The organism is Mycobacterium sp. E740, assembly GCF_001672895.1.
Classification (GTDB): domain Bacteria; phylum Actinomycetota; class Actinomycetes; order Mycobacteriales; family Mycobacteriaceae; genus Mycobacterium.
The window spans coordinates 1-25,055 of record NZ_LZKP01000042.1 but is presented as its reverse complement, the minus strand read 5'-3'; the positions used below and the strand labels follow the sequence as shown (position 1 = coordinate 25,055).

Below are 25,055 nucleotides of genomic sequence, written 5' to 3'. Positions count from 1 at the left end.
GTGGTTACTGCCCCCGACCCGTCGAGACGGGCACTGTTCGCGTGGTGACGTCGACCCCGAGTACGCGACTCGCGAGGTTCGCCGCCAAGGTTTCGACCGACCCCTGGAGATCGGTCGTCACCGCCCGGGTTTGTCTCGTCAGCTCCTCGTTGGCCTGCAGGAGGAGATCCGATACTTCGGCGTTGGCGCGACCCCGCGCCTCGTCGACGATCTTGCGTCCTTCGGCACGGGCTTCCTCGCGGACATTCGTCGCCTCGCGGCGAGCGTTCGCCATCACCTCGCGGTAATCGGCGTCGGCGGCAGCCCGCAACCGGGCTGCCTTCCGATTGTCCTCGGTCGTCTTCTGCACCATGGCTTCGCGTTCGCGCAGCACCTTGGAGATCGGTGGCACGACCCACTTCGCGATCACGCCGAGCACGATCAAGAAGATGAGCAGCACGAAGAAGAAGGTGCCGTTGGGGATGAGGAAGTTGCTCTGGCCGCCTTCCTCAGCCGCCAGGAGAACGACGTTCGAGTCAGCCATGGAAGCGGACTACTTGACCGGCGTAGCGAATACGAACAGCGCCATGAAGGCCAGGTTGATGAAGTACGCCGCCTCAACCAGACCGACCGTGATGAAGAACGGAGTGAACAGTCGGCCCTGGGCCTCGGGCTGGCGGGCGATGCCGGCGATCAGGGCGTTACCCGCGATGCCGTCACCGATACCGGCGCCGATTGCGCCGCCGGCCATGATCAGTCCACCGCCGATGAGCGCGCCGGCAGCGATTGTGGGATCCATTCCTATCCTCCTTGATAACTGGTAGCGGTCCTACCAGGTTGTGGGTCCTGCTTGTTCGGGTCGGTCTAGTGGTGGTCGTCTTCGAGTTCCATCGACTGGCTGAAGTACAGGATCGTCAGCAGTGCGAAGATGAACGCCTGGATTGCGCCGACGAACAAGTCGAAGGTCTTCCAGATGGCGTTCGGCGCCCACATGATCCATGGCGGGAACAGCGCGATAAGGGCGACGAGGATGCCGCCGGCGAAGATGTTGCCGAAGAGTCGCAGCGACAACGAGATCGGCTTCGCAAGCTCCTCGACGAGGTTGATCGGCGCGAGGATCGCGACGTGGCCCTTCAGCACGCGCCACGGGTGGCCCAGCGGTCCCCGGCGCCAGAAGCCCGCAGCGTGGTAGGCGATGAACACGAACAGCGCCAGCGCCAGCACGAAGTTGATGTCGGAAGCCGGCGGCTTGAGCAACTCGTGGATCGCGCCGCTGGAGTCCGTGTACTGCCAGGGGAACACCGACAGCCAGTTCGCGATGAGGATGAACACGAACAGCGCAACCGCGAGCGGCAGCACGAACGGCGCGATCTTCATGCCGATCGCCGCCTCAACCTGGTTGCGCGTCTGCACCGTGATCGCTTCCCAGAACAGCTGCACCCCGCTGGGGACGCCGGTCGAAGTGACCTTGGCGCGCAGGTAGAACGCCAGCGCGAGCACGATCACCGCCGCGATGGCCGTCGCCAGCACCGTGTCGGTGTTGACCGTCAGCCCGAACCAGTTCGCCTCCGTGTGGTGGCCGACCTGGATCCCGGATCCAGCGGCGAGGACCGTCACCGTCTGGTCGGCGACGTCGAATCCCGTCATTGCTGCGCCCCTTCGATCTCGTCAGCTGGGCCTTTTCTGAGCTTCCGCATCACCGGAAGCGCCGTGGAAACAACAAGCAATACCTGGAACAGCGCCATCCCAAACACCACGCCCAAGCCTTGCGGGCGGAAGATGAACGCGATGGTCAACCCGATGACCGTCATCACGAGCAGTCGGGTGGCCGAATTGAGGGCCATCTTTCGTTTGAGCGGGTGCGCCTCGGCGGTGATGGAGTCCACCGACCGTTGCACCAGAACCGCGTTGAGCAAACCCAGGCCGAGCCCGATCCCGAAGAACACACCGATCATCGGAGCGCCGAGCAGAGCCGCCGCTGCGGTCACCAGTCCGGCGAATGCCAAGCAGATCACGAACAGGCGCAAGGGACGGAACGCAACGGAGGGGAACACCAACGGCGCGTCCTGCGCTGGCGTCGTCACAACTTCACCTCAATCCGCCGTCACGGTGGCTGCCGCGATGATCTGCGTGCGTGGCGCCCTGAGCGTATCGGAGGGCGTTTGGCTCGCTGGAATCACCCACGGGGCAGCTCCCTTTGTCGGTCGTTGTTCCGTGCCGATCGGTTGTGCACCGACGGCCCGGGGGCCGGCAACCCGCGAGGTTTTTTCGGGTTCTGACTGAACCCTAACACATGGTCGGAGGCATAAACGGGGGTCTACTACTTTTCGTCGTACATTTCCTCGAACTGCTCGCTGCCCCGGCGCAGGAGAGGGATCAGCGTCGCGACCACAGCCACCAGAATCGCGGCCAGCATGACCGCTCCGCTGTAGCGGGGGTCAAAGAAAATCGTGCTTGCGGCGCCGAGCGCGACGATGCCCACCCACAGGTAGATCAGCAGCACCACCCGGCGGTGCGAATGGCCGATCTCCAGCAACCGGTGATGCAGGTGCATCTTGTCCGGGCTGAAGGGACTGAGGCCCGCACGCGTGCGCCGGATGATCGCCAGCAGCATGTCCAGTGCCGGCACGAACATCACCGCGACCACGAGCAGGAACGGCGACAGCAACGCGAACACGTCGCGAGCGCCGTACGCCGTCTGCGAGATCGGTCCGGCCGCGGTTGTCGAGGCCGCGGCGAGCATGAGGCCGATGAGCATCGACCCGGAGTCGCCCATGAAGATCTTGGCGGGGTGGAAATTGTGCGGAAGAAATCCGAGGCAGGCACCGGCGAGCACCACCGAGATCACGGCGGGCGGGTAGAACAGTACGTCACCGCCGTGGTCCCGCAGCAGCCCCACGGAGAAGATGCAGATCGCCGACGCGGTGATCAATCCGAGGCCGGCGGCGAGTCCGTCGAGACCGTCCACGAAGTTCATCGCGTTGACGATCGCCACCGTCAGCGCCAATGTCAGCAGGATCGACGACACCTGGTCGAGCACGATGGTGCCCACGCCGCCGAGCGGGATGTAGAGCACACTCCACGCGACCCCCATCGTCACGAGCACGCTGGCCGCGGTGATCTGTCCGGCGAACTTGGTCAACGCGTCCAGCCCCCACCGGTCGTCGATCAGTCCGACCACCATGATCAGCCCGCCCGCGATGACCACCGCCGGCATTCCCGACGAGTACACGAAGCCGCGCGTCAACGCGGGCAGCTGAGAAGCCAGGAGGACGGCGACCGCGACGCCGATGTACATCGCCAGGCCGCCCATTCGGGGCGTCGGTTCGAGGTGGACATCACGGTCACGCGGATAGGCCACGGCGCCGAGCCGGCGCGCCAGCACCCTGACCCAGCCGGTGGCGAAGTACGTGATGATCGCGGCGGTAAGCCCGACCAGCGCGAGCTCCCGGATCGGTACGCCCGCCCCGCGGTCGTCGAGTGCCAGCAGCGTGCCGGTCGCGTAGACCACCGGTGAACCGTACTGCACGAAACCCAGTATCAGTCCGTCAAAGTCGCCGGCTCCACGCCGAGCACTGTCGCGATCGCCTCGGCGGTGACAGGGCCCTGCCGCAGTACCCGCGGATCCGTGCCGGTGAGGTCGATGATCGTCGACGCCGCCTGCTGCGCCGACGGCCCGGCCTCGAGATACACCTCGACGAGCTCGCCCAGTTGACCGCGCGCCTCTTCTGCTGTCACCGCGGCCGGGCGACCCGAGATGTTGGCGCTGGAAACCGCCATCGGACCGACGTCGCGCAGCAGTTCGATGGCGACCGGATGGAGCGGCATGCGCAGCATCACGGTGCCGTACGCATCGCCCAGATCCCATTGCAGCGACGGCGCCTGGCGCACCACCAGGCTCAGCGCTCCCGGCCAGAAGGCGCGGATGAGTTCTCGCGCGGCATCCGGAACGTTGTAGACCAGTCCTTCGATCGTGTGCCAGGAACCGACGAGCACGGGCACCGGCATGTCGCGGCCGCGGCCCTTGGCTGCCAACAGCGCCGCGACGGCTTCGTTGTCGAACGCGTCGGCGCCGATGCCGTAGACGGTGTCGGTCGGCAACACCACCAGGCGGCCGCCCTTGAGCGCGCTGATCGCCGATGCAATGCCCCTGGTGCGCTCATCGGGCTCGGAGCAGTCGAACAGCTGAGTCATCTAAACCTCCGGGCCGTCACGAACCGCGGGCGCCCGGCGAGATCGCGCCGAGCGGTGATGTCGTCGAATTGTGTTGCCCGGCCGAAACACTCGACCGTCTGCTCCGACGTCGTGTCGTCGTGTTCGACGGCGATGAGGCCACCGGGACGCAATAACCTCGACGCGAGTTCGACGATCGCCTCGATCACGCGCATCCCGTCCGGTCCCCCGAACAACGCGTGCGCCGGGTCATGTTCGGCCACTTCGCGTTCCAGTTGCGCACCGTCGGGGATGTAGGGCGGGTTGGCGACGAGGAGGTCGACCGAACCGTCGAGTTCGGTCAGCAGTCCCGGCTGCGTCACATCGCTTTTCACGAGTTCCACGGCCGTGCCGGCGAGGTTTCGCCGCGCGTATGCCAGGGCCGATTCGGAATCGTCGACCGCGATGATGCGCGCGCCTGGGTGGTTCTTCGACAGCACGAGTGCCAGCGCGCCGCTGCCGGTGCACAGGTCGACGATCACCGGGGTGCCTGGCAGTGGTTGCGCCAGCGCCCATTCCAGCAGTGACTCGGTTTCGGGGCGGGGGGTGAACACCCCCGGTCCGACGTGCACGTCGACGGGACCGAACGGCGCGGTGCCGACGAGATGCTGCAGCGGGATCCGTCGGGCACGCCGGGCGATGAGGTCGCCGTAGCGTTCGGCCACACCCGGCCCGGCGTCGACGAACCGGAGCCGCCCTCTGTCGGTGCCCGTCACATGGGCCGCAAGCAGTTCGGCGTCGACGCGTGGCGCTGCGACACCCGCCTCGGCCAGCGCCGTCGCCGCGGCGTCGATCATCTGGCTGAGCCGGGTCATGTGATCTGGAGTCGCGCTTGCTTGTCGGCGGCGGCCAGCGCGTCGAACAGGTCGTCGAGGTCACCGTCGAGCACCTGATCGAGGTTGTGCGCCTTGAAGTTGATGCGGTGATCGGCGATCCGGTTCTCGGGGAAGTTGTAGGTGCGGATGCGTTCGCTGCGGTCCACGGTGCGGATCTGGCTGGCCCGGTCGGCCGACGCATCCGCCTGAGCCTGTTCTTCGGCCAACGCCTGCAGTCGCGCCGCGAGGACCTGCATCGCCCGGGCCTTGTTCTGCAACTGCGACCGCTCGTTCTGACACGTGACGACGATGCCCGTGGGCAGGTGGGTGATGCGCACCGCGGAGTCGGTGGTGTTGACGCCCTGGCCGCCTTTGCCCGAAGAGCGGTAGACGTCGATGCGCAGATCAGATTCGTCGATGGCCACCTCCTCGACCTCTTCGGGTTCGGGGTAGACCAGCACGCCGGCCGCGGAGGTGTGCACCCGGCCCTGCGACTCGGTGACGGGAACCCGCTGCACGCGGTGCACCCCGCCCTCGAACTTCAGCCGCGACCACACGCCGTCGGCCGAATCACTCTTGCTGCGGACCGACAGCGTGGCGTCCTTATAGCCGCCGAGGTCGGAGAAGGTCTCGTCGAGAACGGTCACGGCCCAACCGTGCCGCTCGGCGTAGCGGATGTACATCCTGGCCAGATCGGCGGCGAACAGCGCCGACTCCTCGCCACCCTCCCCCGACTTGACCTCGAGCACGATGTCGTCGGCGTCGTGCGGGTCCCGGGGTGCCAGCAAGTCGGTCAGATGCGAGTCGAGCTGCTCGACGGTGACCGCCAGCTCGTCGACCTCCGAAGCGAAGGACGCGTCGTCGGCCGCCAATTCCCGCGCGGCTTCCAGATCGCCACGAGCCGCCTGCAGCTTGCGGTAGGTCGCGACGATAGGCGAGACCTGCGCGAACCGCCGTCCCACCTTGCGGGCACGACCGGCGTCGGCGTGCAGGTCCGGATCGCTGAGCTGGCGTTCGAGGTCGGCGTGCTCGGCCAGCAGCGCGTCGATCGCGCCCCCCGACTGAGCCGGGAATTCGGCGCGAGTGCTGTTCGTCACCCCGACCTCCTGTCCGTGACTGTCCGCGAACGCGAACCGACGCCCGGCCTGGCCGCTGATGCGGCAGATCGGGCGTCGGGACGAAAGCTACTTGTCGGTCGTGCTCTTGCGCTTGCCGTAGCGCTTCTCGAAGCGCGCCACCCGGCCGCCGCTGTCGAGAATCTTCTGCTTGCCGGTGTAGAAGGGATGGCACTGCGAGCAGACCTCGACGTGGATCTGTCCGCTCTGCTTGGTGCTTCGCGTCGTGAACGTGTGGCCGCAACCGCAGAGCACAGTGGTCTCGACGTAGTCAGGGTGAATACCCGATTTCATGGTTTCCTCTTCGATCGTGGCCCCGGGTCGCCCCTCCGCGTCGGAGGTGACGGGCGTGAACCGGAACTTCAGCGTCGGCGGTCCATTATGCCAGCTAGGACCGCCAAGTGCCTAAACGCGTGCGCAGCGGTGGCTATTCCGCCGCCGGTCGGTCAGGTGTGCGGATGGAACCGGCTGCCGTCGCGCCGCCAGAGCGTCCTGCCGTCGGGGGTGGCCCCGTGCGCGATCAGTTCACGCTTGAGGATCTTGTTGGTCGCGGTGCTGGGCAGATCCTCGGCGATCCAGACGTACCGCGGCCATGCTTTCGGGGAAAGGTCGCGCTGGGCTGCCAGGAACTCCTCGAATGTCTTGGCATCGAGTTCGGCGCCGTCTTGCAGCACGAGCGCCGCCATCACCTGGTCGCCGACGAGTTCGTCGGGTACCGGATAGACAGCGACGCGATTGATCGCCGGTAGCCGCAGCAGGATCCGCTCGATCGGCGCCGTCGCGAGGTTCTCGCCGTCGACCCGCATCCAGTCGGCCGTACGCCCGGCCAGGTAGATGAAACCGTCGGCGTCGCGGTAGGCAAGGTCACCCGACCAGTACATGCCGTGCCGCATCCGCTCGTCGGTGGCGTCCCGGTCGTTGTAGTAGCCGCGGAACAGCCCGCTGCCGTCGGTGTTGACCAGTTCGCCGACTGCCGCGTCGGCGTTGAGCAACGCGCCGTTCTCGTCGAATTCGGCCACCGGGCATTCGGTCACCGTCTCGCTGTCGTAGATCGCCACACCCGGAAAGCCCTGTCCGATCGAGCCTTTCGGGGTGTCCGGAGTACGTGTGATGATCACTGCGTTCTCGGTCGAGCCGAAACCGTCGTCGACGGTGACGCCGAAGCGCCTGCCGAACTCCTCGATGTCGCGGTCGGTGGCCTCGTTGCCGAACGCGACGCGAAGCGGATTGTCGCGGTCGTCGGACTGCTCGGGTGTCGCCAGCACGTAGGCCAGCGGTTTGCCGACGTAGTTCATGTAGGTGACGCCGTGACGTCGGATGTCGGCCAGGAAGCCGGACGCGGAGAACTTGGCGGGCACCATGGCGGCCCCGGCGACGAGGGCGGGCGCCCAACCACTCACCACCGCATTGGAATGAAACATCGGCATCGACAGGTAGCAGGTGTCCTGTCCGCTGAGTTCGAACCGCTCGGCCAGGGCGTTGCCCGCGAACAGCACCATCATGTTGGCCACCTGGACCGCCTTGGGATCCCCGCTGGTCCCCGAGGTGAAGATCATCATGAACGTGTCGTCGACCGCGGTTTTCCGATGCGGAACGAACGCCGGCGCGCCGGCCAGCAGGTCCGCCCACTCGGCGCTGGATGTGTCGAGAACCGTGACCCCGGGCAGTTCCAGGCCGTCGAGCAGCGGGCGATGCTCGGCGTCGGTGATCAGGAACTGGCAGTCCACCTTGACGATGTCGCGGGTGAGGGCTTCTCCGCGGCGCGTGGTGTTGATACCGCACACCACGTAACCGCCGAGCGCGGCCGCCGCGAGCGCGGTCAACATGTCAGGGGTGTTGCCCAACAGCACGCCGACGTGCAGTGGACGGCTCTGGTCGGCGGCGGCGATCAGGGCGGCGGCCTGCCTCTTTGCCTCCGCGACGTACTGGCGATAGGTCCACGTGCGGTCTGCATGCTTCACCGCGACGGTGTCGCGGTCGGCGTGCTCGTTGAGCAGCTCCTGGAGTGTGTCCGCCATGGTGACCTCTCGGCAGTGAACAGATCTTGGATTGTGTCTACCATGACACAATGCTCCGATCGGCCCGCTTGAGGGCGAGAGTAACCGAGGAGTCCAGCTGGTGACGAGCGGCACCGCGACCAAGAACGTTCGCGATCGATTGATCGATGCGGCCGAGATCTGCCTGCGCGCCAAGGGAATTCGCTCGACCACTGTTTCGGAGGTGGCCGAAGCGGCAGGCGTTTCGCGCGGCTGGCTGTACCGCCACTTCCCCGACAAGGTGTCGCTGCTGGGCGCCGCGATCGTGCGGCTCAACGACGCCTACTGGTCGGAGGCACACGCGATGCTCGAACGCGTCGAGGGACTCGACCGACAACTCGCGGCGGGCCTGTTACACGGCCGGACCGCCTATGTCGACCCGGGTGCGCTGCTGATGAAGTTGCGCGTGGATGAACCCGAAGAGTTCGCCGCGTGCGCTGGCGCGGGCGTGCAGGGCCTGGTCCCCGACCTCGCCGACTTCTGGTCGAGGTATCTGGTCGCCGCCCGGGACAACGACGAGATCCACCCCGAGACCGACATCGCCGAAGCATCGGAATGGCTTGCGCGCGTGATTCTTTCGCTCGCCACAGTTCCCGGCGACACGCTCGATCCCGGCGACGCCGACGCAGTGCTCAGGCATCTGCGCCGTTACGTCATGCCGGGGTTACGCGCGGACCCCAGAGTGTGATTCAGTCGGCGTCGGCCGCGCCCGGAGCGGTCTTGGAGACCTGCACCAGGAACTCGTAGTTGTTCTTGGTCTTGCGCAACTGGCTCATCAACAGGTCGATGGCCTGATGCGGGTCCAGACCGGACAGCACCCGGCGCAACTTGTGCACGATCGCGAACTCGTCGGGCGAGAGCAGCAGCTCGTCCTTGCGGGTGCCGGACGGGTTCACGTCCACGGCCGGGAACACGCGCCGCTCGGCGATCTTGCGGTCGAGCTTCAGTTCGGCGTTACCGGTGCCCTTGAACTCTTCGAAGATCACCGTGTCACCGGTCGAACCGGTTTCCACCATCGCGGTGGCGACGATGGTCAACGAGCCGCCCTCTTCGATGTTGCGGGCAGCGCCGAGGAAGCGCTTCGGCGGGTAGAGCGCGGTCGAGTCCACACCACCGGACAGGATGCGGCCGGACGCCGGTGAGGCGTTGTTGTACGCGCGGCCGAGTCGGGTGATCGAGTCCAGCAGCACGACGACGTCCTTGCCCTGCTCGACAAGGCGTTTCGCCCGCTCGATCGCCAGTTCGGCGGCCTGGGTGTGATCTGAGGGCGGCCGGTCGAACGTCGACGCGATGACCTCGCCCTTGACCGAGCGTTGCATGTCGGTCACCTCTTCCGGACGCTCGTCGACGAGCACCACCATCAGGTGGCATTCCGGGTTGTTCGTGGTGATCGCGTTGGCGATGTCCTGAAGGATCGTGGTCTTACCGGCCTTCGGCGGCGACACGATCAGCGCGCGCTGACCCTTGCCGATCGGCATGATCAGGTCGATGACCCGGGTGGTCAGCCGCTCGGTCGTGGTCTCGAGACGTAGCCGCTGATTCGGGTAGAGCGGTGTGAGCTTGTTGAAGTCGGGTCGCTTCTTCGCTTCCTCGACCGGCTTGCCGTTGACGGTGTCGAGGCGGACCAACGGATTGAATTTCTGCCGCTGGTTGGTCTGCTCACCGTCTTTGGGCACCCGGACGGCGCCGGTCACCGCGTCGCCGCGGCGCAAACCGTTCTTGCGCACCATGTTCATGGAGACGTACACGTCGTTGGGGCCGGCCAGATAGCCGGAGGTGCGGACGAACGCGTAGTTGTCGAGCACGTCGAGGATGCCCGCGACGGGCTGGACGACGTCGTCCTCGCGCAGTTCGGTATCGCGGTCGCCACCGCCCTCTCCGCCGCGCTCACGACGTCTGCGGTCCCGGAACCGGCGGCCCCGTCGACCGCCCCGGCCGTCGCCGTCGTCGTCGGCATTGTTGGCGTTGTTGGCGTTGTTGGCGTTATTGCCACCGCTGCTGGCGTTGTTGCCGCGGTTCTGGCCGCCGCCCTGCTGGTCGCCCTGCTGCTGGTCGCTGTCGGACTTGGTATCCGACTTGCCGGCCTGGTCGTTGTTCTGACGGCCGCCGTCGCCGGTCTTGGCGTCCTGAGTGGCACCCTCGGCCTGATCACCGGGAGCGCCGGTCGCGCGGGAGGCGCCACGACGCTCGCGGCGGCGGGGCTGCTGCTCGGCGCTGTCGTTGCCGTCGGCCTCGGTCGCGGACTCGGCGTCCTTCGCCGGCTGCGCGCTCTTGGTGTCGTTGGCCTTCGTGTCGGTCGCCTTCGTGTCGGTGGCCTGGGTGTCGGTGGCCACTGCCGTGTCGGCGTGTGCGCGGCCACGGCCGTTCGACTCGCCGCGACGTTCGCGGATCGCGGCGACCAGGTCGCCCTTGCGCATACCGGAGGCGCCCTCGACGCCGATCTCCTTGGCCAGTGCGCGCAGCTCAGGCAGCACCATGGTGGACAGAGAGCTGGCCCGGTCGCCGGACGCGACGTCTGCGGTCGGCGCGGTCTCCGCGGTGGTGGTCGCGGTCGGCGCGTCTGCCGCCGCTGAAGTCGAGATGTCTGAACTCACGGTGTTCGGCAGCTCACCGTTTTCGTTGCCGCCCCCAGCCGTGATGAGGTCCGTTTCAGTCACGGATTTCCTTTCTTTCCCTCGCAGAACGAATCATGCGGGGGTTCGGTGCGATCAGTTGAACCACTGAACGCATGGGCCCACCATTGCCCCTGCAACGGTGGGCCGTGCTTCGCCGGTTTGCGGCGAACCGTCAATCCACGAGTAGACGGGGAAAATGAGTGGTGTCCTAGTGTCGGCGCAGGTAGAGACGCTGCGGTTGCCGGACGAGAGCGAGAATATCCCGCATTGCTGCACGAAGCAAGAAAGACATGTGTGTCGTGTCGCTCCTGTGATCCCTGCTCCGCGGCCCCCGTCAGCCCGGCACAGCGGCGCCGGACGTCCACCGGACGCCATCGCCAACGGCCGTTTCACTGACGGTGAACCCGTTCGCGGCGCCGTACTCCAAGGCCTCGTCCGGCAAAGCCGCCGATGTGCTCAATGCGAGCACCGACGGACCGGCCCCAGACAGCACCGCTGCCACTCCACAACGCCGCAGGACTCGCAGGTATTCCGCGGACGACGGCATCGCCGCCGCCCGTTGCGGCTGATGCAGGACGTCCTCGGTGGCCGGCATCAGCAGATCCGGCCGCTCGGTGAGCGCAACCACCAGAAGCGCCGCCCTGCTGACGTTGAACCGCGCATCGGTGTGGCTGATCTTCTCCGGAAGGAGCACGCGTGTCTCTGCGGTCGACGAGCGCTCGGGCGGAATCGCGGTGAACAGGCGGATGTCGGGGTGGATGCGGATCGGCGTGGCCGCGAACCGCGGTGCGGCCTCATCGGCCTCCGTCCAGGACACCACGCCGCCGCCGTACACCGCCGCCGACGCGTTATCCGGATGACCCTCGAATTCCGAACCCAGCTGAACGAGGTCCAGCTTCGACAGGGCAGCCGAACCGGCTTGTACCGCAAGCCCGTTGACGACAGACAGCCCGCCCACGACGGCCGCGGCCGACGATCCCAGCCCTCGCGAGTGCGGAATGTCGTTGCGACAACACACCGTCATTCCGGGCACGTCGACGGACAGCGCCTGCAATCCGCGCCGGATCGCCCGCACGACGAGGTGCGTCTCGTCCAGCGGGACATGCCCCGCACCTTCGCCCTCGACTTCGACTGCGAGGCCGGAATCGGTTGTCTCCACGACGATTTCGTCGTACAGGCTCAAGGCGAGGCCGAGGCTGTCGAAACCGGGACCGAGGTTGGCGCTCGAGGCGGCCACCACGGAGGTGGCCGTCAGCCCAGGTGGCAGAACGCGCGTCACCGGCTAACCCAGCCCCAACTTCTCGACGACGGCGACTGGGTCGACGGGTACCGCGATGACAGGGGGCATGCCCTTGAGCGCGGTGTCGGGATCCTTGAGCCCGTTGCCGGTCACCGTGCAGACGACCGTCGAGCCCTTGGCCACCCAACCGTCCTCGATCGACTTGAGCAGGCCCGCGATGCTGGCCGCCGACGCCGGTTCGACGAACACACCTTCGGTCTGTGCGACCAGCTGGTAGGCCGAGAGGATCTCGTCGTCGGTCGCGGCCAGGAATCGCCCGTCGGACTGCTGCTGCGCGGCCACGGCCGTGTCCCACGACGCGGGCGAGCCGATCCTGATCGCGGTTGCGATGGTTTCCGGATTCTTGACCGGCTCGCCGAGGACGAGGGGCGCCGCACCGGCCGCCTGCGTTCCCAACATGCGGGGCAGGCGGTCCGACACCCCGTCGCGGTGGTACTCGGTGTAGCCCTTCCAGTAGGCGGTGATGTTGCCGGCGTTGCCGACGGGCAGTGAGTGCACGTCGGGCGCGACGCCCAAGGCGTCGACGATCTCGAAGGCAGCGGTCTTCTGCCCCTCGATCCGGTACGGATTGACCGAGTTGACCAGCGATACGGCCGGAAAGTCGGCGGTGAGCTTGCGCGCCAGCTCGAGACAGTCGTCGAAGTTGCCGTCGACCTGGATGATCTTGGCTCCGTGCATGACCGCCTGTGCGAGCTTGCCCATCGCGATCTTGCCCTGGGGCACCAGCACCGCACAGGTGATGCCGGCCCTGGCCGCATACGCCGCCGCGGACGCCGACGTGTTGCCCGTCGACGCGCACAGCACCGCCTGCTGGCCGCGCGCAACTGCCTCCGTGACCGCCACTGTCATACCGCGATCCTTGAACGACCCGGTGGGATTCAACCCTTCGACCTTCAGATGCACTGTGCACCCGATGAGTTCGGACAGTCGCGGTGCGGGCAACAGCGGCGTGCCGCCCTCGCGAAGGGTGATCGGGGTCCAACTCTCCTCGATCGGCAGACGATCGCGGTAGGCGGCGATCAGGCCCGGCCACGGCTGGTGGACCGCAAGCGACTCAGGGCTATTCATCGTTGGTTCCTTCCATGCGGAGCACGCTGTTGATGCTCTGCACGACATCGAGATCCGCCAACGCGGCAACGGTCTCCGACAACGCCGCGTCGGTGGCCTGGTGGGTCACCACGACGATCCGCGCACCGCAGCGCTGCCCCTCCTCGTCGACCATGCCCTCCTGCCGCACCTCGGCGATACTGACGTCGCGCTTGCCGAATTCGGCTGCCACGGCGGACAACACACCGGCCCTGTCGGCGACGTTCATGTTCACGTAGTAACGCGTCGGGATGAATCCGATCGGCGCGATCGGCAGCTTGGCGTACTTCGATTCGCGTGGGGCCCGGCCGCCCTGGACGCGGTTGCGTGCCGCCATCACCAGGTCACCCATGACAGCCGAGGCGGTGGGCGAACCGCCGGCTCCCTGTCCGTAGAACATCAGCCGGCCGGCGGCCTCCGCCTCGACCACCACCGCGTTGAACGCGCCGTTGACGGTCGCGAGCGGATGGCTCAGCGGCACCAGGGCGGGGTACACGCGGGCCGAAACCCGTTGCCGTCCTTCGTCGGTGGTGAGCCGCTCGCATATGGCCAACAGTTTGATGGTGCAGCCGAGCGCCTTGGCGGATTCGAAATCGTCGGTGCCGACCTTGGTGATTCCCTCGCGGTAGACGTCGTCGGCGGTCACCCGGGTGTGGAAGGCGATCGACGCGAGGATCGCGGCCTTCGCCGCGGCGTCGTAGCCCTCGACGTCGGCAGTCGGATCGGCCTCGGCGTAGCCGAGTGCGCTGGCGTCGGCCAGCGCAGCGTCGTAATCGGCGCCGGTGCTGTCCATCTCGGAGAGGATGTAGTTCGTCGTACCGTTGACGATGCCCGCGACACGCACCACCGAGTCTCCGGCCAGCGACTGGGTCAGCGGGCGGATGACGGGGATCGCGCCGGCGACGGCAGCCTCGAAATACAAGTCCACATGGGCGGTTTCGGCCGCCTGAGCCAGTTCGCCGGTCGAGACCGCCATCAACGCCTTGTTGGCGGTGACCACCGACTTGCCCTGCTCGAGCGCGGACAGGATCGCTTTTCGCGCGGGTTCGACGGGACCCATCAACTCGACGACGATGTCGACGTCGTCGCGGGAGACGAGTTCTTCGACGTTGTCGGTGAGCATGTCGGCCGGGACACCGCGGTCGTCGGCCACCCGTCGGACGCCCACGCCTCGGAGCACCAGCGGCGCGCCGATCCGCGCGGCCAGGTCGTCGGCGCTCTCCTCGATGATGCGCACGACCTGGCTGCCGACATTGCCCAACCCCAGTACTGCTACGCCGACCGGCTTGTCGGAGTCAGCCATGGTTACCTCACTTCCAAACTCAGCAGATCGTCGACCGTCTCCCGGCGCAAGATCAGGCGGGCTTGCCCGTCGCGCACCGCCACCACGGCCGGACGGCCGATCAGGTTGTAACGGCTGGACATCGAATAGCAGTAGGCGCCGGTGGCTGCGACGCCCAGCAGGTCGCCGGGGGCGATATCATCGGGCACCCATGTGTCGCGGACGACGATATCGCCGCTCTCGCAATGCTTTCCGACAACGCGGCCGAGTACCGGTGCGGCGTCGGTCTCCCGCGAGATCAGTCGCACGTCGTATTCCGCTCCGTAGAGCGACGTGCGGATGTTGTCGCTCATCCCACCGTCCACGCTGACATAGCGGCGCTGCGAGTGCTGGCTCACTGCGACATCCTTGACGGTGCCCACCTCGTACAGCGTGATGGTGCCGGGGCCCGCGATGGCCCGGCCCGGCTCCACCACCAACCGCGGCGTGGGCAGTCCGACGGCGGCCGACTCGTCGCGCACGATCGCACTGAGCTTGGCCGCCAGGTCGGCGACGGGGGGCGGATCGTCCTGCGGCAGATACGAGATACCCAGGCCGCCACCCAGATCGACGATCGACATCTGCGACGTCTTGTCGACTCCGAACTCGGCGACCACGTCATGCAGCAGGCCGATCACGCGGTGCGCGGCGATCTCGAAACCTGCGACGTCGAAGATCTGGGATCCGATGTGGCTGTGCAGCCCCTTGAGTCTCAGGTGGTCGGTCTGGAAAACACGTCGCACCGCCGCCATCGCAGCACCGCTGGCCAACGACAACCCGAACTTCTGGTCTTCGTGCGCGGTGGAGATGAATTCGTGGGTGTGCGCCTCGACGCCGACCGTGACGCGGACCAGGACGTCCTGCACGACTCCGGCGGCACCGGCAATCTCGTCGAGCCGGTCGATCTCGATCATCGAGTCGACCACGATGTGCTCGATGCCGGCCTTCACCGCTGCCGTCAACTCGTCGACGGATTTGTTGTTGCCGTGCAGGGCTATTCGGTCGGCGGGGAACCCGCCGTGCAAGGCGACCGCCAGCTCGCCGCCGCTGGCCACGTCGAGCGAAAGGCCCTCTTCGGCTATCCAGCGGGCGACCTCGGCGCACATGAACGCCTTGGCGGCGTAGCGCACGTTCTCACCGCCGCCGAACGCCGCGGCGATTTCACGGCACCGTGCCCGGAAGTCGTTCTCGTCGATCACGAAAGTCGGAGTGCCGAACTCGGCGGCGATGCCGGTGACCGGCAGTCCGCCGATCGACACCACGCCGTCAGCGCCGCGAACCGTGCTGCGCGGCCAAACATTCGAGGCCAGCAGCAGGACCTCGTCGGAGGACTGGGGTCGCGGCGGAGCCCCACCATGGTGGATTTCTTCCGCGTGCCGGGGGCCGGCGGGATGCGCGATCACATGCGCTCCGGAGCGGTCACACCCAGAATGCCCAGGCCGTTGGCGATCACCCGGCGGGCGGCCTGGCACAGCGCGAGGCGCGCGCCGTGCAGGTCGTTCGGGGACTCGTCGCCTTGCGGCAGCACTCGGCAGGAGTCGTAGAACCGGTGGTAGTCACCGGCGAGTTCCTCGAGGTACCGCGACACCCGGTGCGGTTCACGCAGCGCCGCAGCGGTTTTGAGCACCCGCGGGAGCTCGCCGATGTTGCGGATCAGCGTGCCTTCCTTATCGTGGCTCAGCAGCTGCAGGTTCGCGGTGTCGGGCACTACGCCCAACTCCTCGGCGTTGCGGGCCAGCGCGCAGAGCCGCGCATGCGCGTATTGCACGTAGTAGACCGGGTTTTCGTTCGATGCCGACGACCACAATTCGAGGTCGATGTCGATCGGGCTGTCGACCGAGGACCGGATCAGCGAGTAGCGGGCGGCGTCGACGCCGATGGCCTCCACCAGGTCGTCGAGGGTGATCACCGTGCCCGCCCGCTTGCTCATCCGCACGGGTTGACCGTTGCGGACGAGGTTGACCATCTGGCCGATGAGCACCTCGACGGTGGCGGGGTCCTCCCCCAGCGCGGCCGCGACAGCCTTGAGCCGGGCGATGTAGCCGTGGTGATCGGCGCCGAGCATGTAGATGCACAGGTCGAATCCGCGCTCGCGCTTGTCGAGGTAGTAGGCGATGTCTGCGGCGATGTAGGCCGGCGCACCATCGCTCTTGATGACGACGCGATCCTTGTCGTCACCGAAGTCGGTGGTACGCAACCAGACTGCGCCGTCCTTTTCGTAGATGCTGCCCGCGTCGCGGAGTTTCCCGATGGCCTGCTCCACGCGGCCGGAGGTGTGCATCGAGTCTTCGTGCGTGTAGACGTCGAAGTCGGTACCGAACTCGTGCAACGACTCCTTGATGTGGGTGAACATCAGGTCGACGCCGATAGCGCGGAACGTCTCGCGCATGTCGGCGTCCGTCAGGCTGAGGGCATCAGGCTCCTTGGCGAGCACCTGCGCGGCGATGTCCTTGATGTAGTCGCCGGCGTAGCCATCCTCGGGGGTCGGCTCCCCCTTGGCGGCGGCGATCAGGGAGTTGGTGAACCGGTCGATCTGGGCGCCGTGGTCGTTGAAGTAGTACTCCCGGGTGACGGCGGCACCTTGCGTGTGGAGCAGCCGGCCCAGCGCGTCACCGACGGCGGCCCAGCGGGTGCCGCCGATGTGGATCGGCCCGGTGGGGTTGGCGGAGACGAACTCCAGGTTGATGCGCTGCCCGTCGAGGACGTCGGAGTTGCCGTAGTGCGATCCGGCGGTCAGCACGTCGGTGACGATGACGTTCTGCGCCGATGCCTCGATCCGCAGGTTCACGAATCCGGGTCCGGCGACGTCGGCGCCGGCGATACCGTCGCGGTCGGCCAGCGCGGTGGCCAGCCAGCCGGCCAGCTCACGCGGGTTGGCGCCGACCTTCTTGCCGACCTGAAGTGCGATATTGGTGGCGTAATCGCCGTGGTCGGGGTTGCGCGGGCGCTCGACGGTGACCGTCTCCGGCAGCGCAGACGCGTCGAGCCCACGCTCGGACAGCACCGCGGCGGCGGTGGTCCTGACCAGGTCGGCGAGATCGGCGGGGGTCACGAGGGTCCATCCTATGGTCTTGGGTGGTCAGCCCCCGAATCCGTTTGCCTTCGCTGCGATGCGTTAGGCTGTGCACGCCCATCGGCGCCGTTTGTGCGCCCCCGTAGCTCAGGGGATAGAGCGTCTGCCTCCGGAGCAGAAGGCCGCAGGTTCGAATCCTGCCGGGGGCACAATCTGAATTTGCAGCGCGTCGTGTCGACCGGGGCTTGCCGGTCCGCCAGCATCGCCGTTCTCACAACATGCTGGGCCACGTGCGGCGGGAATGACAGAGCGACACTGCTGTCCCGGTGCTAGCATCCCGGAACCATGCTGCCGTCCTCCCCGCGGCTGATCGTGGAGACCGACGACGGTTTGGAACCGGTCCTCGACTTCATCAACTCCGCCGAAAAATCACTGTTCATCAAGCAATTCACGTTCACCGAGCCCAAGCTGATCGGCGCGGTGGTCGAGAGAAAAAAGGCGGGCGTCGACGTCCGGGTCATGCTCAACGCGAAACGCTCGGGTGGTGACCGGGCCAACGACGAGACATTCGAGCAACTTCGAACCGCCGGAATCGCGGTGCAATGGGCCAGTTCCAAGTTCTACGTGACGCACGAGAAGTCGGTCGTCGTCGACGAAAAGGCCGCCCTGGTCGCCACATTCAACCTCTGCGAAAAGTACTTCACCCTGACCCGTGACTACGGCGTGATCACCTACAACCCGCTACACGTGGCCCAGATAATCGAGGTCTTCAACGCCGACTGGGACCACCTCGACTGGAGCCCCGGAGCATATGACGGGCTGCTGTGGAGCAACGCCAACTCCCGCTACCACATGGCCCAGTTCATCGATATGGCCGAACGGCGACTGGACGTGCAGCACCCCAAATTCGTCGATGCGGTGATTCTCGAACGGCTGGCCGCAGCAGCCGACCGCGGGGTCAAAATCCGCGTCCTGTGCGGCGGTAAACACGGCATCAGCGAGTGGGACATCCTCGACACGTTCGCGTCCCTGCGGACGCTGAAGCGGTTCGGCGCGAAGGTGCACAAGCAGAAGAACCTGCGGGTGCACGCCAAACTTATCATCGTCGACAACACCAAAGCGCTGGTCGGGTCCATGAACATCGATCGAAGCGCGTTCGATCTTCGCCGCGAACTGGGGATCCTGACCGAAGACCCGGAGCTGGTCGGTCGGCTGACGCAGGTGTTCGACTCGGACTGGGACTCCTCACACCACTACAACGCACCGGACCCGCTGGAATCGGCCCACCACGAGGAGGACGACTTCCCGCACGACGCCGACCTCGTCCACGAGTGAGCGAGATCGATGCGGAGCGCGGCGATGTCTCCCTATCCGAACTGGCCTGGACGTTCAACCAAATAGCGCTGGCGTCGTTCGGCGGCGGATTGTCCGCCTGGTCGCGCGAGGTGCTGGTCGTCGAGAAGCAGTGGATGGGCGAGGAGGAGTTTCTCAGCGCCATGACAATGTGCCGCATCCTGCCGGGCGCCAATCAAGTGAACATGGCGGTGTTCGTCGGCACCAAGATGAAAGGTGTCCCGGGAGCGCTCGTGGCTCTCCTCGGATTGACCCTGATGCCACTGGTGTTCGTGTTGACGATGGCCTTCATCTACTTCCGTTTCAAGGAGGTGCCCGCGGTCAAGAGCGTGCTGCACGGGGCCTCGGCGGCGGCGGTGGCGCTGACGATCGCGATGGTCATCCAGACCGGCCGCAAATGCCTCACCTCTCCGGTGGCCATACTGCTGGCGCTGGCCTGCTTCATGCTCAACGGCCTGCTGCGCTGGCCGCTTCCGGTCACCCTCGCGATCGTCGCCCCGCTCGCCCTGATCTGGGCGTGGCCGAGAAGGCCCCTGGCGTGAGCACCTATCTGCAGATCGCGGCCCTGTTCGCCTCACTGTCGCTGCTGTCGATCGGCGGCGGAAACGCGGTGCTGCCCGAGATGCACATGCGGGCGGTCAACGGCCACCATTGGTTGACCAATTCACAGTTCGCCGACGTGTTTTCGATCTCCCAGACCGCACCCGGTCCGAGCATCCTGATCGTCGCGCTCGTCGGTTACGGAGCGGGCCTGGAAGCGGGCGGCGTTCCCGGCGCCATCGTCGGGGGCGTCGTAGCCACCGTGGCGATGGTGATTCCCGCCGCGTCCCTGGTTTACGTGCTCACCCTGTTCTGGCAGAAGGCGCAGAAGTCGAAGCTGCGCACGGCTGTCGAGAAAGGCTTCGCGCCGCTGACCGTCGGCCTGATCCTGGCTACCGCAATGGTGATGAGCCGCGCCGCCGACCACGACTGGCGGGCCTACTTACTGACCGCCATCTGTACGGCGATCTTCGTGTTCACCAAACTCAACCCGCTGATCGTGGTGGTCGCCGCGGGAGTGATCGGCTACTTCGGCTTCGTGTGACGGCGAAGCCGTCACCTCTCGCAGGAAACTATTCCGGGCGCGACGTAGCACCCGTTGCCGATGATGGCAGGCCCCCACACGCCGTTGCCGTTCGAGCACGACTGCCCCGAACAAACGTTGCAGACGTCCCACGGCCCCGCGGAGGAAACCACCATGTTCGACCCATTGCCCATCACCGAACACGCCCGGGCGGGGGGCGCCCCGGCAACCGGCGTCACCATCGCCGAGCCTGCTGCTGCGGCTGTAACCAGCCATGCCGCGAGCTTCTTCATGTCAATGTCCCTTGTGGTCCTTTGTGGTCTTTTGTGCGCTGCCGGCGCTGCGTCGCGACTGCACCGACGATGTTCAAGACGTTAGCGACGGGACTGCGGCGGCGCGGTGGAATTCGAGCGCCCGCGCGGGGTCACTTGCCCCGAAGCCTTCGCCCGCCCAGTGCGGGCGCGGCGTCGTTTTCTGAAGCACCTGCGGGGGTATCCCATGGGCTCCGATTCGTGGTCGTTTCTCGAGAGGTGGCGATATGAACGACATGTCCAATCTTTTCGGTTCGCTTCAGTCGATCGTCTGGTTGCTGGTGGTCATCGTCATCATCGCCGTCGTCATCTGGGCCGTACGGGTTGCACTCGCGCCGAGGCCACGTGTGCGCGAGGAGCGACCGGTTGTGCAGCAGCAACCGATCGTGCAACAGCCGGCGCCCAGTGGCGGACTAGCGCCGGGCTGGTACCCGGACCAGAACGACCCGAACACGATGCGGTACTACGACGGCCGGACCTGGACCTCACAGACCGAGCCGCGCCGCTGACCCATCCGGAACCCCCGGTCCGGCGTCACCACCACCCCAACACCCGGCCGACCCTGAAGAACAGCTCGGACGGGTTCGGCTGCGTGGGAACAGACGTCGTTGTCGGCGGTGACGTCGTTGTTGGCAGAGAAGTCGTCGTCGGTACAGAACTTGACGTCGGCACCGAAGAAGTGGTGGAAGTCGGCGACGTGGTGGGCGAAGTAGAGCTGGTGGTCGGCGACGTCGAGCTAGATGTCGGCGAACTTCCCGTGGCGTATCGCTGAAGCGCGTAAGCCGATTCTTTCGGAGTGCCGTCATACCGATAGACACCGAAGTTGGACTCGAGGTCGGCCTGGTTTGCGCTCAAATCACGCACCGTGAAGATGAACAGCGGAGCCAAGTAGGGCGTGGCGCCCGCGGTTTCCAGGGCCTCGACCAAGCGATCGGCTTGCTGCGTTTCGGAAGAGGCATAAGGGGACGAGCCCGTCGGAATACCCCATTCCGTGATCCATATCTTCTTCGCGGCATCGCCCTTTTTCGTCATAATCGCGCGAGCGGCCTCGAGGTCATTCCACACGTGCCTGGGGTCATCGTTGATCCCGTAGGGGAACGTGTACGGATGCATGCCGATGCCGTCGAAGAACTGCCGGCCGCCTTTGCGGTACAACTGGTCGACGAAATCGATTTCCGAAATAGGCGCATCCGTTGTCGGGGTGAGCCCGCCGGTGACGACGACGGCATTGGGCTGGACGGAATGAATAGCCTGGTATGCCGCTTTGAGGAGCTTGATGTAACGCGCCACATCGGGCGACGTGAAAAACCTGGGGTGATTGGGTTCGTTCCAGATCTCCCATGTGCTGACGACGTCCTTGTACCGGGTCGCAGTGGCTGCAGCGAACCGGCCGAACGTAGCGGGGTCGCTCGGCGTCGCCGAACCGCTGTTCGGGTCCGCGCCCTTTCCTTGCGCCCAATATGGCGCGGGCCCGGTCAATATCAGCAGGATTTTCGTTCCCTTGGCACGGGCGGCCAACACGGCGGGGTCGACGGAACTCCAGTTGTACACTCCCGGAAAAGCTTCGACGTAATTCCACGCGACGCCCAGTCGCACCCAGCTGGCACCGGTGTTCTTGATCTCGGCGGCCGAAACGGCGTAGTCGGCGTCGGACGTGGCAGTGAGTTGAGTCAGTGAGGCAAATCCGAATTCCGGAACATTCTGCGCGGAAGCGGTGCCGGGATCGGTGGTCACAAAATAAGCGGCGCACAGCAATGCGGCGACGGCAGCGACAATTCCCTTGCGATGACTCCTACGTACCCTCATTGTGGTCCGTCCTTTATTTGTCGCGCCGAGAACCCCGCGTTTTTCGAAACTTATCGTGAGTCACACTTACCTCATTGTCATCAGCTGTCGCACAGGCTTTATCAGGCCTTGACCGATAGGTATGCGATTCCGTGATCCAGCGCCGGCACGGCGAAAGAACGCGCGGCGTTACACCGACTCCCGAATGCGGAAAGCAGTCGCTTTAGCTCTCGAACTCAGCCGCGCATGCGGTCACACTGTCAGCGTTGTACCGGTCTCTTTCTCGGCAAACTCCCAGAGCTTGCTGGCATCGTCATAATCACAGGCGACCGCGGCCCGGCCGCTCAGCGTCGGGGCGCCCTTCAAGCCCATTCTGCTGTCGATTCCGACATAACTGCCGGGCGGAATCGGCTCCGTGATGCAGTACAGCGAAGGTGCGGCACCCGCGTCGAGATCATTGGCCAACACGGTGGCCGCCACCTTGACCACAGAATGGAACGCCGCCATCAACGGCCGCTCGGAGACGTTCGACAGGTTCGACGCCACCCACCCCGGATGGGTCAGGAAGCTGGTGATCGGCGAGCCGGCCCGCCGCAACCGGCGGTCGAGTTCCAGACCCCACAGCATCACGGCCAGTTTCGATCGCGCATAGGCCGGAAACGCCGACCACTTTCCGGTCCGCAGGTGCGGGTCGCTCAAATCGATGGTCGCCGATTTATGCGCATCCGAGCCGACGTTGATGATCTTTTCGCGCACTCGCCCGAACATCAGGTTCGTCAGGGCGAACGGGCCCAAAAAGTTTGTGCCCAGCGTGATCTCGAAACCATCGACCGTCGCGCCTCGGCGCTGTGCGACGAGGCCGGCGTTGTTGATGAGGATGTCGACGTCGCCGTCGAAAAGGTCGGGGAAAGCCCGGACCGACGATTGGTCGGCGAGGTCGAGTTTGACCACCGACGTGTCTCCGCCGATTTCGGCCGCCCGTTGCGCGCCGAGTTCGAGGTTGCGAACCGCCAGGATCACGTGAGCGCCCGCACCCGCCAGCGCCCGTGCAGTCGCCAGACCGACGCCGTTCGTCGCGCCGGTGACGATGATCCGTTTGCCGCTCAGATTGCCGAGCCGACTCGGCGACCAGTTCGTAGCCACGTGCTGAGGTTAGCGATGCGCTCATCCGCAGCGATCGTTGACATGACCGATCGGTGCTGGTTGTCTACGGCCGATGAGCGACGCCGCCCGCGAAGTGGAGAACCTGGTCTACACCTATGCCGAGCGAATCGATGACGGCGACCTGGACGGCGTCGCGGCGCTTTTCGAACGGGGCCGAATTCACGCCGTCGAGGACGGGCCGCCCGAGACGGTGTTCGAAGGTGCGACCCGGGCACGGCAGATGTTCGAGATGTCCGTGCGCTTCTACGACGACGGCACACCGAAAACCAAGCACTTCACCACCAACGTGAAGGTCGAGGTCGACGAGCAGGCCGGAACCGCGCGCGGCAGCGCTTACTACTGCGTCACGCAGGCGACGCCCGATTTGCCCCTGCAGCCCATCGTCACCGGCCGGTATCGCGACACGTTCCACCGCATCGACGGCACCTGGTGGTTCGACACCCGCACCATCTTCATCGACCAGGTCGGCGACACCAGCCGTCACCTCAAGTTCTAGCGGCTGCTCGCGTCACTTTCACCATTTCCAGGGCTTGTCCCAGTGGCCTGGTGGCGGCACGCCGGGGAGGTGAGCGATCTGCCCGGGCGGCGGCACCCCCGGGATGTGGGAAATGTGGCCCGGCGACGGCGGCTCCCACCACCAGTCATCATCGGCAGCCGCTTGACCTGCCCCGAACGACGTGATACCGAGCGCGCCGGCCACCACTGCGCCGGCTGCGATCTTCTTGAGTGCTGTCATCATCATCGTGAATTCCTCTCGGCCGTTTGCCTCGCCGCTGTCAAGACGATTGCCGATGCTTGCAACGCGACGAAGCGCTCACGACTTCCCCGACCCCTCTCTTGCATACCCGCTGACCGCGTCAGCGACACGGCGCAGCTGGTCGATATCCGAACTCGTCGGGATCAGATGGATCTCGTCGGTGCCGATGCTTTCGAACCGGCGCAGCACGTCGAGCAACTCCTGTTCGCTGCCCGCCCATCCTGTCGTTGGCGCCATCGCGTCGACGACATCGGCCGGGATCCAGTTCATGTAGCGCCGCAGATGCTCGTGCACCTGGGCCCGCGCATCGACGCGGTCTCCGATGGCGAACCAGAACGACGTCGCCAGGTGCGGGGCGGGTTTGTCCGCGTGCGACCATGCGGTGCGGGCGACGTCGAAAAGCTCGTTCTGCCGGTCGACATCGAGGTCGAGCGTGGTGCCGGCCATGCCATCCGCCCACTGCGCCGCGCTGCGAACGGTCTTCGGCCCGATCGTGCCGACCAGCAGGCTCGGGCCGCCGGGCTGCACCGGCGACGGGCCGACCGGAATGACGGATTCCGTGACCTTGTCGCCCGCCCAGATCCGTTTCATGACGGCGACGCGTTCGGCCATGCCCCGCATGGTTTGAGTCGCTGTGTCGGCGGAGACGGCGCGGTAATCCTCTTCGCGACCGCCCACGCCCAGACCGACGGTCAGCCGTCCTCCGCAGAGCATGTCACCGGTGGCGAGCGCCTTCGCGAGCAGCACCGGATCGTGCAGCTGCGGAACCACCACCGTCGTCACCAACCGGACCCGATCGGTCCACGCTGCGAGCGCGCCGAGCAGCGTGAGTGAGTCCGGATTGCCGAACGCGATGCGCTCACCCCAGCACAGCGAAGAGAACGGCCCCTCGTCGATTGCCCGCGCCCACGCCTTCAGCGTGTCCGCGTCGAGGTCGGTGACGGTCAGGCGGACGTGTGCGATGGACGTGGTGGTGATCGCCATGACCCCATGTTGCCAGCCGTGCCAGAATCGCCGTCGTGCAGATCGGGATGACGATGCCGGTGATGGAGCCCGACCTCGACGCGGACACGCTGAAGGCGTGGGCGCGGGCAATCGACGAGGGGCCGTTCTCTTCGCTGTGCTGGGGT

26 protein-coding genes, 1 tRNA gene and 1 pseudogene are annotated in these 25,055 nt (G+C 66.1%); 8 read left to right on the top strand and 20 right to left on the bottom strand.

The window, feature by feature from the left end; all coding sequences use genetic code 11:
* Positions 1-4 precede the first annotated feature (4 nt).
* The 10 genes from A5663_RS04270 to fadD1 all read right to left on the bottom strand — a co-directional run bounded on the left by A5663_RS04270 (position 5) and on the right by fadD1 (position 8,139).
* Complete coding sequence (locus A5663_RS04270) at positions 5-523, bottom strand: F0F1 ATP synthase subunit B (protein WP_068144281.1); 519 nt, start codon at positions 521-523, stop codon at positions 5-7.
* A gap of 9 nt (positions 524-532) precedes the next feature.
* Positions 533-778: a F0F1 ATP synthase subunit C gene (locus tag A5663_RS04265; protein ID WP_059158422.1), complete on the bottom strand. Its 246-nt coding sequence runs from the start codon at positions 776-778 to the stop codon at positions 533-535.
* A 65-nt stretch (positions 779-843) separates the two neighbouring features.
* Positions 844-1,626, bottom strand: coding sequence for a F0F1 ATP synthase subunit A (gene atpB / locus A5663_RS04260; protein ID WP_068144278.1), 783 nt, complete (start codon positions 1,624-1,626; stop codon positions 844-846).
* The gene (locus A5663_RS04255) at positions 1,623-2,063 is read right to left on the bottom strand and encodes a hypothetical protein (protein WP_068144275.1); all 441 of its coding nucleotides are present in this window, start codon (positions 2,061-2,063) and stop codon (positions 1,623-1,625) included. The genes atpB and A5663_RS04255 overlap by 4 nt, the downstream gene beginning before the upstream one ends.
* A gap of 236 nt (positions 2,064-2,299) precedes the next feature.
* Entirely contained in the window at positions 2,300-3,520 is a 1,221-nt protein-coding gene (locus A5663_RS04250) for a glycosyltransferase family 4 protein (protein WP_197503287.1), read from the bottom strand.
* The gene (locus tag A5663_RS04245) at positions 3,520-4,173 is read right to left on the bottom strand and encodes an L-threonylcarbamoyladenylate synthase (RefSeq protein WP_068144266.1); all 654 of its coding nucleotides are present in this window, start codon (positions 4,171-4,173) and stop codon (positions 3,520-3,522) included. The genes A5663_RS04250 and A5663_RS04245 overlap by 1 nt, the downstream gene beginning before the upstream one ends.
* Positions 4,170-5,006, bottom strand: a complete 837-nt coding sequence (gene prmC / locus A5663_RS04240) for a peptide chain release factor N(5)-glutamine methyltransferase (RefSeq protein ID WP_068144265.1) — start codon at positions 5,004-5,006, stop codon at positions 4,170-4,172. The genes A5663_RS04245 and prmC overlap by 4 nt, the downstream gene beginning before the upstream one ends.
* Positions 5,003-6,055 carry a peptide chain release factor 1 gene (prfA, locus tag A5663_RS04235; RefSeq protein WP_197503286.1) on the bottom strand — a complete coding sequence of 351 codons (1,053 nt, stop codon included), beginning with the start codon at positions 6,053-6,055 and terminating at the stop codon, positions 5,003-5,005. Before prfA ends, prmC begins: the two co-directional genes overlap by 4 nt.
* 135 nt (positions 6,056-6,190) lie before the next feature.
* Positions 6,191-6,415: a 50S ribosomal protein L31 gene (gene rpmE, locus A5663_RS04230; protein WP_068144260.1), complete on the bottom strand. Its 225-nt coding sequence runs from the start codon at positions 6,413-6,415 to the stop codon at positions 6,191-6,193.
* A 152-nt stretch (positions 6,416-6,567) separates the two neighbouring features.
* Positions 6,568-8,139 carry a fatty-acid--CoA ligase FadD1 gene (gene fadD1, locus A5663_RS04225; RefSeq protein WP_068144256.1) on the bottom strand — a complete coding sequence of 524 codons (1,572 nt, stop codon included), beginning with the start codon at positions 8,137-8,139 and terminating at the stop codon, positions 6,568-6,570.
* A 100-nt stretch (positions 8,140-8,239) separates the two neighbouring features.
* On the opposite strand from fadD1, the gene A5663_RS04220 reads away from it, so the two are divergent.
* Positions 8,240-8,845 carry a TetR/AcrR family transcriptional regulator gene (locus A5663_RS04220; protein WP_068144253.1) on the top strand — a complete coding sequence of 202 codons (606 nt, stop codon included), beginning with the start codon at positions 8,240-8,242 and terminating at the stop codon, positions 8,843-8,845.
* Position 8,846: 1 nt separating this feature from the next.
* Here the strand turns inward: A5663_RS04220 and rho are convergent, their stop codons facing one another.
* The 6 genes from rho to argS form a co-directional block, all read right to left on the bottom strand.
* Positions 8,847-10,814: a transcription termination factor Rho gene (gene rho / locus A5663_RS04215; protein WP_068144250.1), complete on the bottom strand. Its 1,968-nt coding sequence runs from the start codon at positions 10,812-10,814 to the stop codon at positions 8,847-8,849.
* Between the two features lie 292 nt (positions 10,815-11,106).
* Entirely contained in the window at positions 11,107-12,051 is a 945-nt protein-coding gene (thrB, locus tag A5663_RS04210; protein WP_068144247.1) for a homoserine kinase, read from the bottom strand.
* Positions 12,052-12,054: 3 nt separating this feature from the next.
* Complete coding sequence (thrC, locus tag A5663_RS04205; protein WP_068144242.1) at positions 12,055-13,140, bottom strand: threonine synthase; 1,086 nt, start codon at positions 13,138-13,140, stop codon at positions 12,055-12,057.
* On the bottom strand, positions 13,133-14,461 hold the full coding sequence (locus tag A5663_RS04200; protein ID WP_068144239.1) for a homoserine dehydrogenase: 1,329 nt from the start codon (positions 14,459-14,461) through the stop codon (positions 13,133-13,135). Before A5663_RS04200 ends, thrC begins: the two co-directional genes overlap by 8 nt.
* Before the next feature lie 2 nt (positions 14,462-14,463).
* Positions 14,464-15,843 (bottom strand): diaminopimelate decarboxylase, encoded by a 1,380-nt coding sequence (lysA, locus tag A5663_RS04195; RefSeq protein WP_231976673.1) that lies wholly within the window; start codon positions 15,841-15,843, stop codon positions 14,464-14,466.
* Between the two features lie 35 nt (positions 15,844-15,878).
* On the bottom strand, positions 15,879-17,531 hold the full coding sequence (gene argS, locus A5663_RS04190; protein WP_068144234.1) for an arginine--tRNA ligase: 1,653 nt from the start codon (positions 17,529-17,531) through the stop codon (positions 15,879-15,881).
* Between the two features lie 97 nt (positions 17,532-17,628).
* On the opposite strand from argS, the gene A5663_RS04185 reads away from it, so the two are divergent.
* From A5663_RS04185 to A5663_RS04165, 5 genes are all read left to right on the top strand, one after another.
* Positions 17,629-17,701, top strand: a tRNA-Arg gene (locus A5663_RS04185).
* A gap of 136 nt (positions 17,702-17,837) precedes the next feature.
* Complete coding sequence (locus A5663_RS04180) at positions 17,838-18,827, top strand: phosphatidylserine/phosphatidylglycerophosphate/cardiolipin synthase family protein (RefSeq protein ID WP_068144232.1); 990 nt, start codon at positions 17,838-17,840, stop codon at positions 18,825-18,827.
* Positions 18,824-19,387, top strand: coding sequence for a chromate transporter (locus A5663_RS04175; RefSeq protein WP_068144229.1), 564 nt, complete (start codon positions 18,824-18,826; stop codon positions 19,385-19,387). Before A5663_RS04180 ends, A5663_RS04175 begins: the two co-directional genes overlap by 4 nt.
* Positions 19,384-19,929, top strand: a complete 546-nt coding sequence (locus tag A5663_RS04170; RefSeq protein ID WP_068144307.1) for a chromate transporter — start codon at positions 19,384-19,386, stop codon at positions 19,927-19,929. Before A5663_RS04175 ends, A5663_RS04170 begins: the two co-directional genes overlap by 4 nt.
* Positions 19,930-20,446: 517 nt before the next feature.
* Complete coding sequence (locus tag A5663_RS04165; protein ID WP_068144225.1) at positions 20,447-20,728, top strand: DUF2510 domain-containing protein; 282 nt, start codon at positions 20,447-20,449, stop codon at positions 20,726-20,728.
* A gap of 25 nt (positions 20,729-20,753) precedes the next feature.
* Here the strand turns inward: A5663_RS04165 and A5663_RS04160 are convergent, their stop codons facing one another.
* Positions 20,754-21,953, bottom strand: coding sequence for a cellulase family glycosylhydrolase (locus tag A5663_RS04160; RefSeq protein ID WP_068144220.1), 1,200 nt, complete (start codon positions 21,951-21,953; stop codon positions 20,754-20,756).
* Positions 21,954-22,256: 303 nt separating this feature from the next.
* Positions 22,257-23,147: an SDR family NAD(P)-dependent oxidoreductase gene (locus tag A5663_RS04155; protein WP_068144217.1), complete on the bottom strand. Its 891-nt coding sequence runs from the start codon at positions 23,145-23,147 to the stop codon at positions 22,257-22,259.
* 73 nt (positions 23,148-23,220) lie between these two features.
* Between A5663_RS04155 and A5663_RS04150 the strand changes: the two genes are divergently transcribed.
* Positions 23,221-23,664 carry a nuclear transport factor 2 family protein gene (locus tag A5663_RS04150; protein WP_068144214.1) on the top strand — a complete coding sequence of 148 codons (444 nt, stop codon included), beginning with the start codon at positions 23,221-23,223 and terminating at the stop codon, positions 23,662-23,664.
* An 18-nt stretch (positions 23,665-23,682) separates the two neighbouring features.
* On the opposite strand, the gene A5663_RS04145 is transcribed toward A5663_RS04150, so the two are convergent.
* Both A5663_RS04145 and A5663_RS04140 read right to left on the bottom strand, forming a co-directional pair.
* The gene (locus tag A5663_RS04145) at positions 23,683-23,910 is read right to left on the bottom strand and encodes a hypothetical protein (RefSeq protein ID WP_231976672.1); all 228 of its coding nucleotides are present in this window, start codon (positions 23,908-23,910) and stop codon (positions 23,683-23,685) included.
* Between the two features lie 72 nt (positions 23,911-23,982).
* Positions 23,983-24,909: an LLM class flavin-dependent oxidoreductase gene (locus A5663_RS04140; RefSeq protein ID WP_068144210.1), complete on the bottom strand. Its 927-nt coding sequence runs from the start codon at positions 24,907-24,909 to the stop codon at positions 23,983-23,985.
* 35 nt (positions 24,910-24,944) lie between these two features.
* On the opposite strand from A5663_RS04140, the pseudogene A5663_RS22890 reads away from it, so the two are divergent.
* A pseudogene (locus A5663_RS22890) lies at positions 24,945-25,055 on the top strand (LLM class flavin-dependent oxidoreductase); the annotation flags it as partial.

Excerpts from the sequence above, each read along its gene's own strand:
- A5663_RS04270 (WP_068144281.1), bottom strand. The coding sequence starts at position 523 with ATGGCTGACTCGAACGTCGTTCTCCTGGCGGCTGAGGAAGGCGGCCAG.
- A5663_RS04265 (WP_059158422.1), bottom strand. The coding sequence starts at position 778 with ATGGATCCCACAATCGCTGCCGGCGCGCTCATCGGCGGTGGACTGATC.
- atpB (WP_068144278.1), bottom strand. The coding sequence starts at position 1,626 with ATGACGGGATTCGACGTCGCCGACCAGACGGTGACGGTCCTCGCCGCT.
- A5663_RS04245 (WP_068144266.1), bottom strand. The coding sequence starts at position 4,173 with ATGACTCAGCTGTTCGACTGCTCCGAGCCCGATGAGCGCACCAGGGGC.
- prmC (WP_068144265.1), bottom strand. The coding sequence starts at position 5,006 with ATGACCCGGCTCAGCCAGATGATCGACGCCGCGGCGACGGCGCTGGCC.
- rpmE (WP_068144260.1), bottom strand. The coding sequence starts at position 6,415 with ATGAAATCGGGTATTCACCCTGACTACGTCGAGACCACTGTGCTCTGC.
- fadD1 (WP_068144256.1), bottom strand. The coding sequence starts at position 8,139 with ATGGCGGACACACTCCAGGAGCTGCTCAACGAGCACGCCGACCGCGAC.
- thrC (WP_068144242.1), bottom strand. The coding sequence starts at position 13,140 with ATGAATAGCCCTGAGTCGCTTGCGGTCCACCAGCCGTGGCCGGGCCTG.
- A5663_RS04200 (WP_068144239.1), bottom strand. The coding sequence starts at position 14,461 with ATGGCTGACTCCGACAAGCCGGTCGGCGTAGCAGTACTGGGGTTGGGC.
- A5663_RS04180 (WP_068144232.1), top strand. The coding sequence starts at position 17,838 with ATGCTGCCGTCCTCCCCGCGGCTGATCGTGGAGACCGACGACGGTTTG.
- A5663_RS04165 (WP_068144225.1), top strand. The coding sequence starts at position 20,447 with ATGAACGACATGTCCAATCTTTTCGGTTCGCTTCAGTCGATCGTCTGG.
- A5663_RS04150 (WP_068144214.1), top strand. The coding sequence starts at position 23,221 with ATGAGCGACGCCGCCCGCGAAGTGGAGAACCTGGTCTACACCTATGCC.
- A5663_RS04145 (WP_231976672.1), bottom strand. The coding sequence starts at position 23,910 with ATGATGATGACAGCACTCAAGAAGATCGCAGCCGGCGCAGTGGTGGCC.
- A5663_RS04140 (WP_068144210.1), bottom strand. The coding sequence starts at position 24,909 with ATGGCGATCACCACCACGTCCATCGCACACGTCCGCCTGACCGTCACC.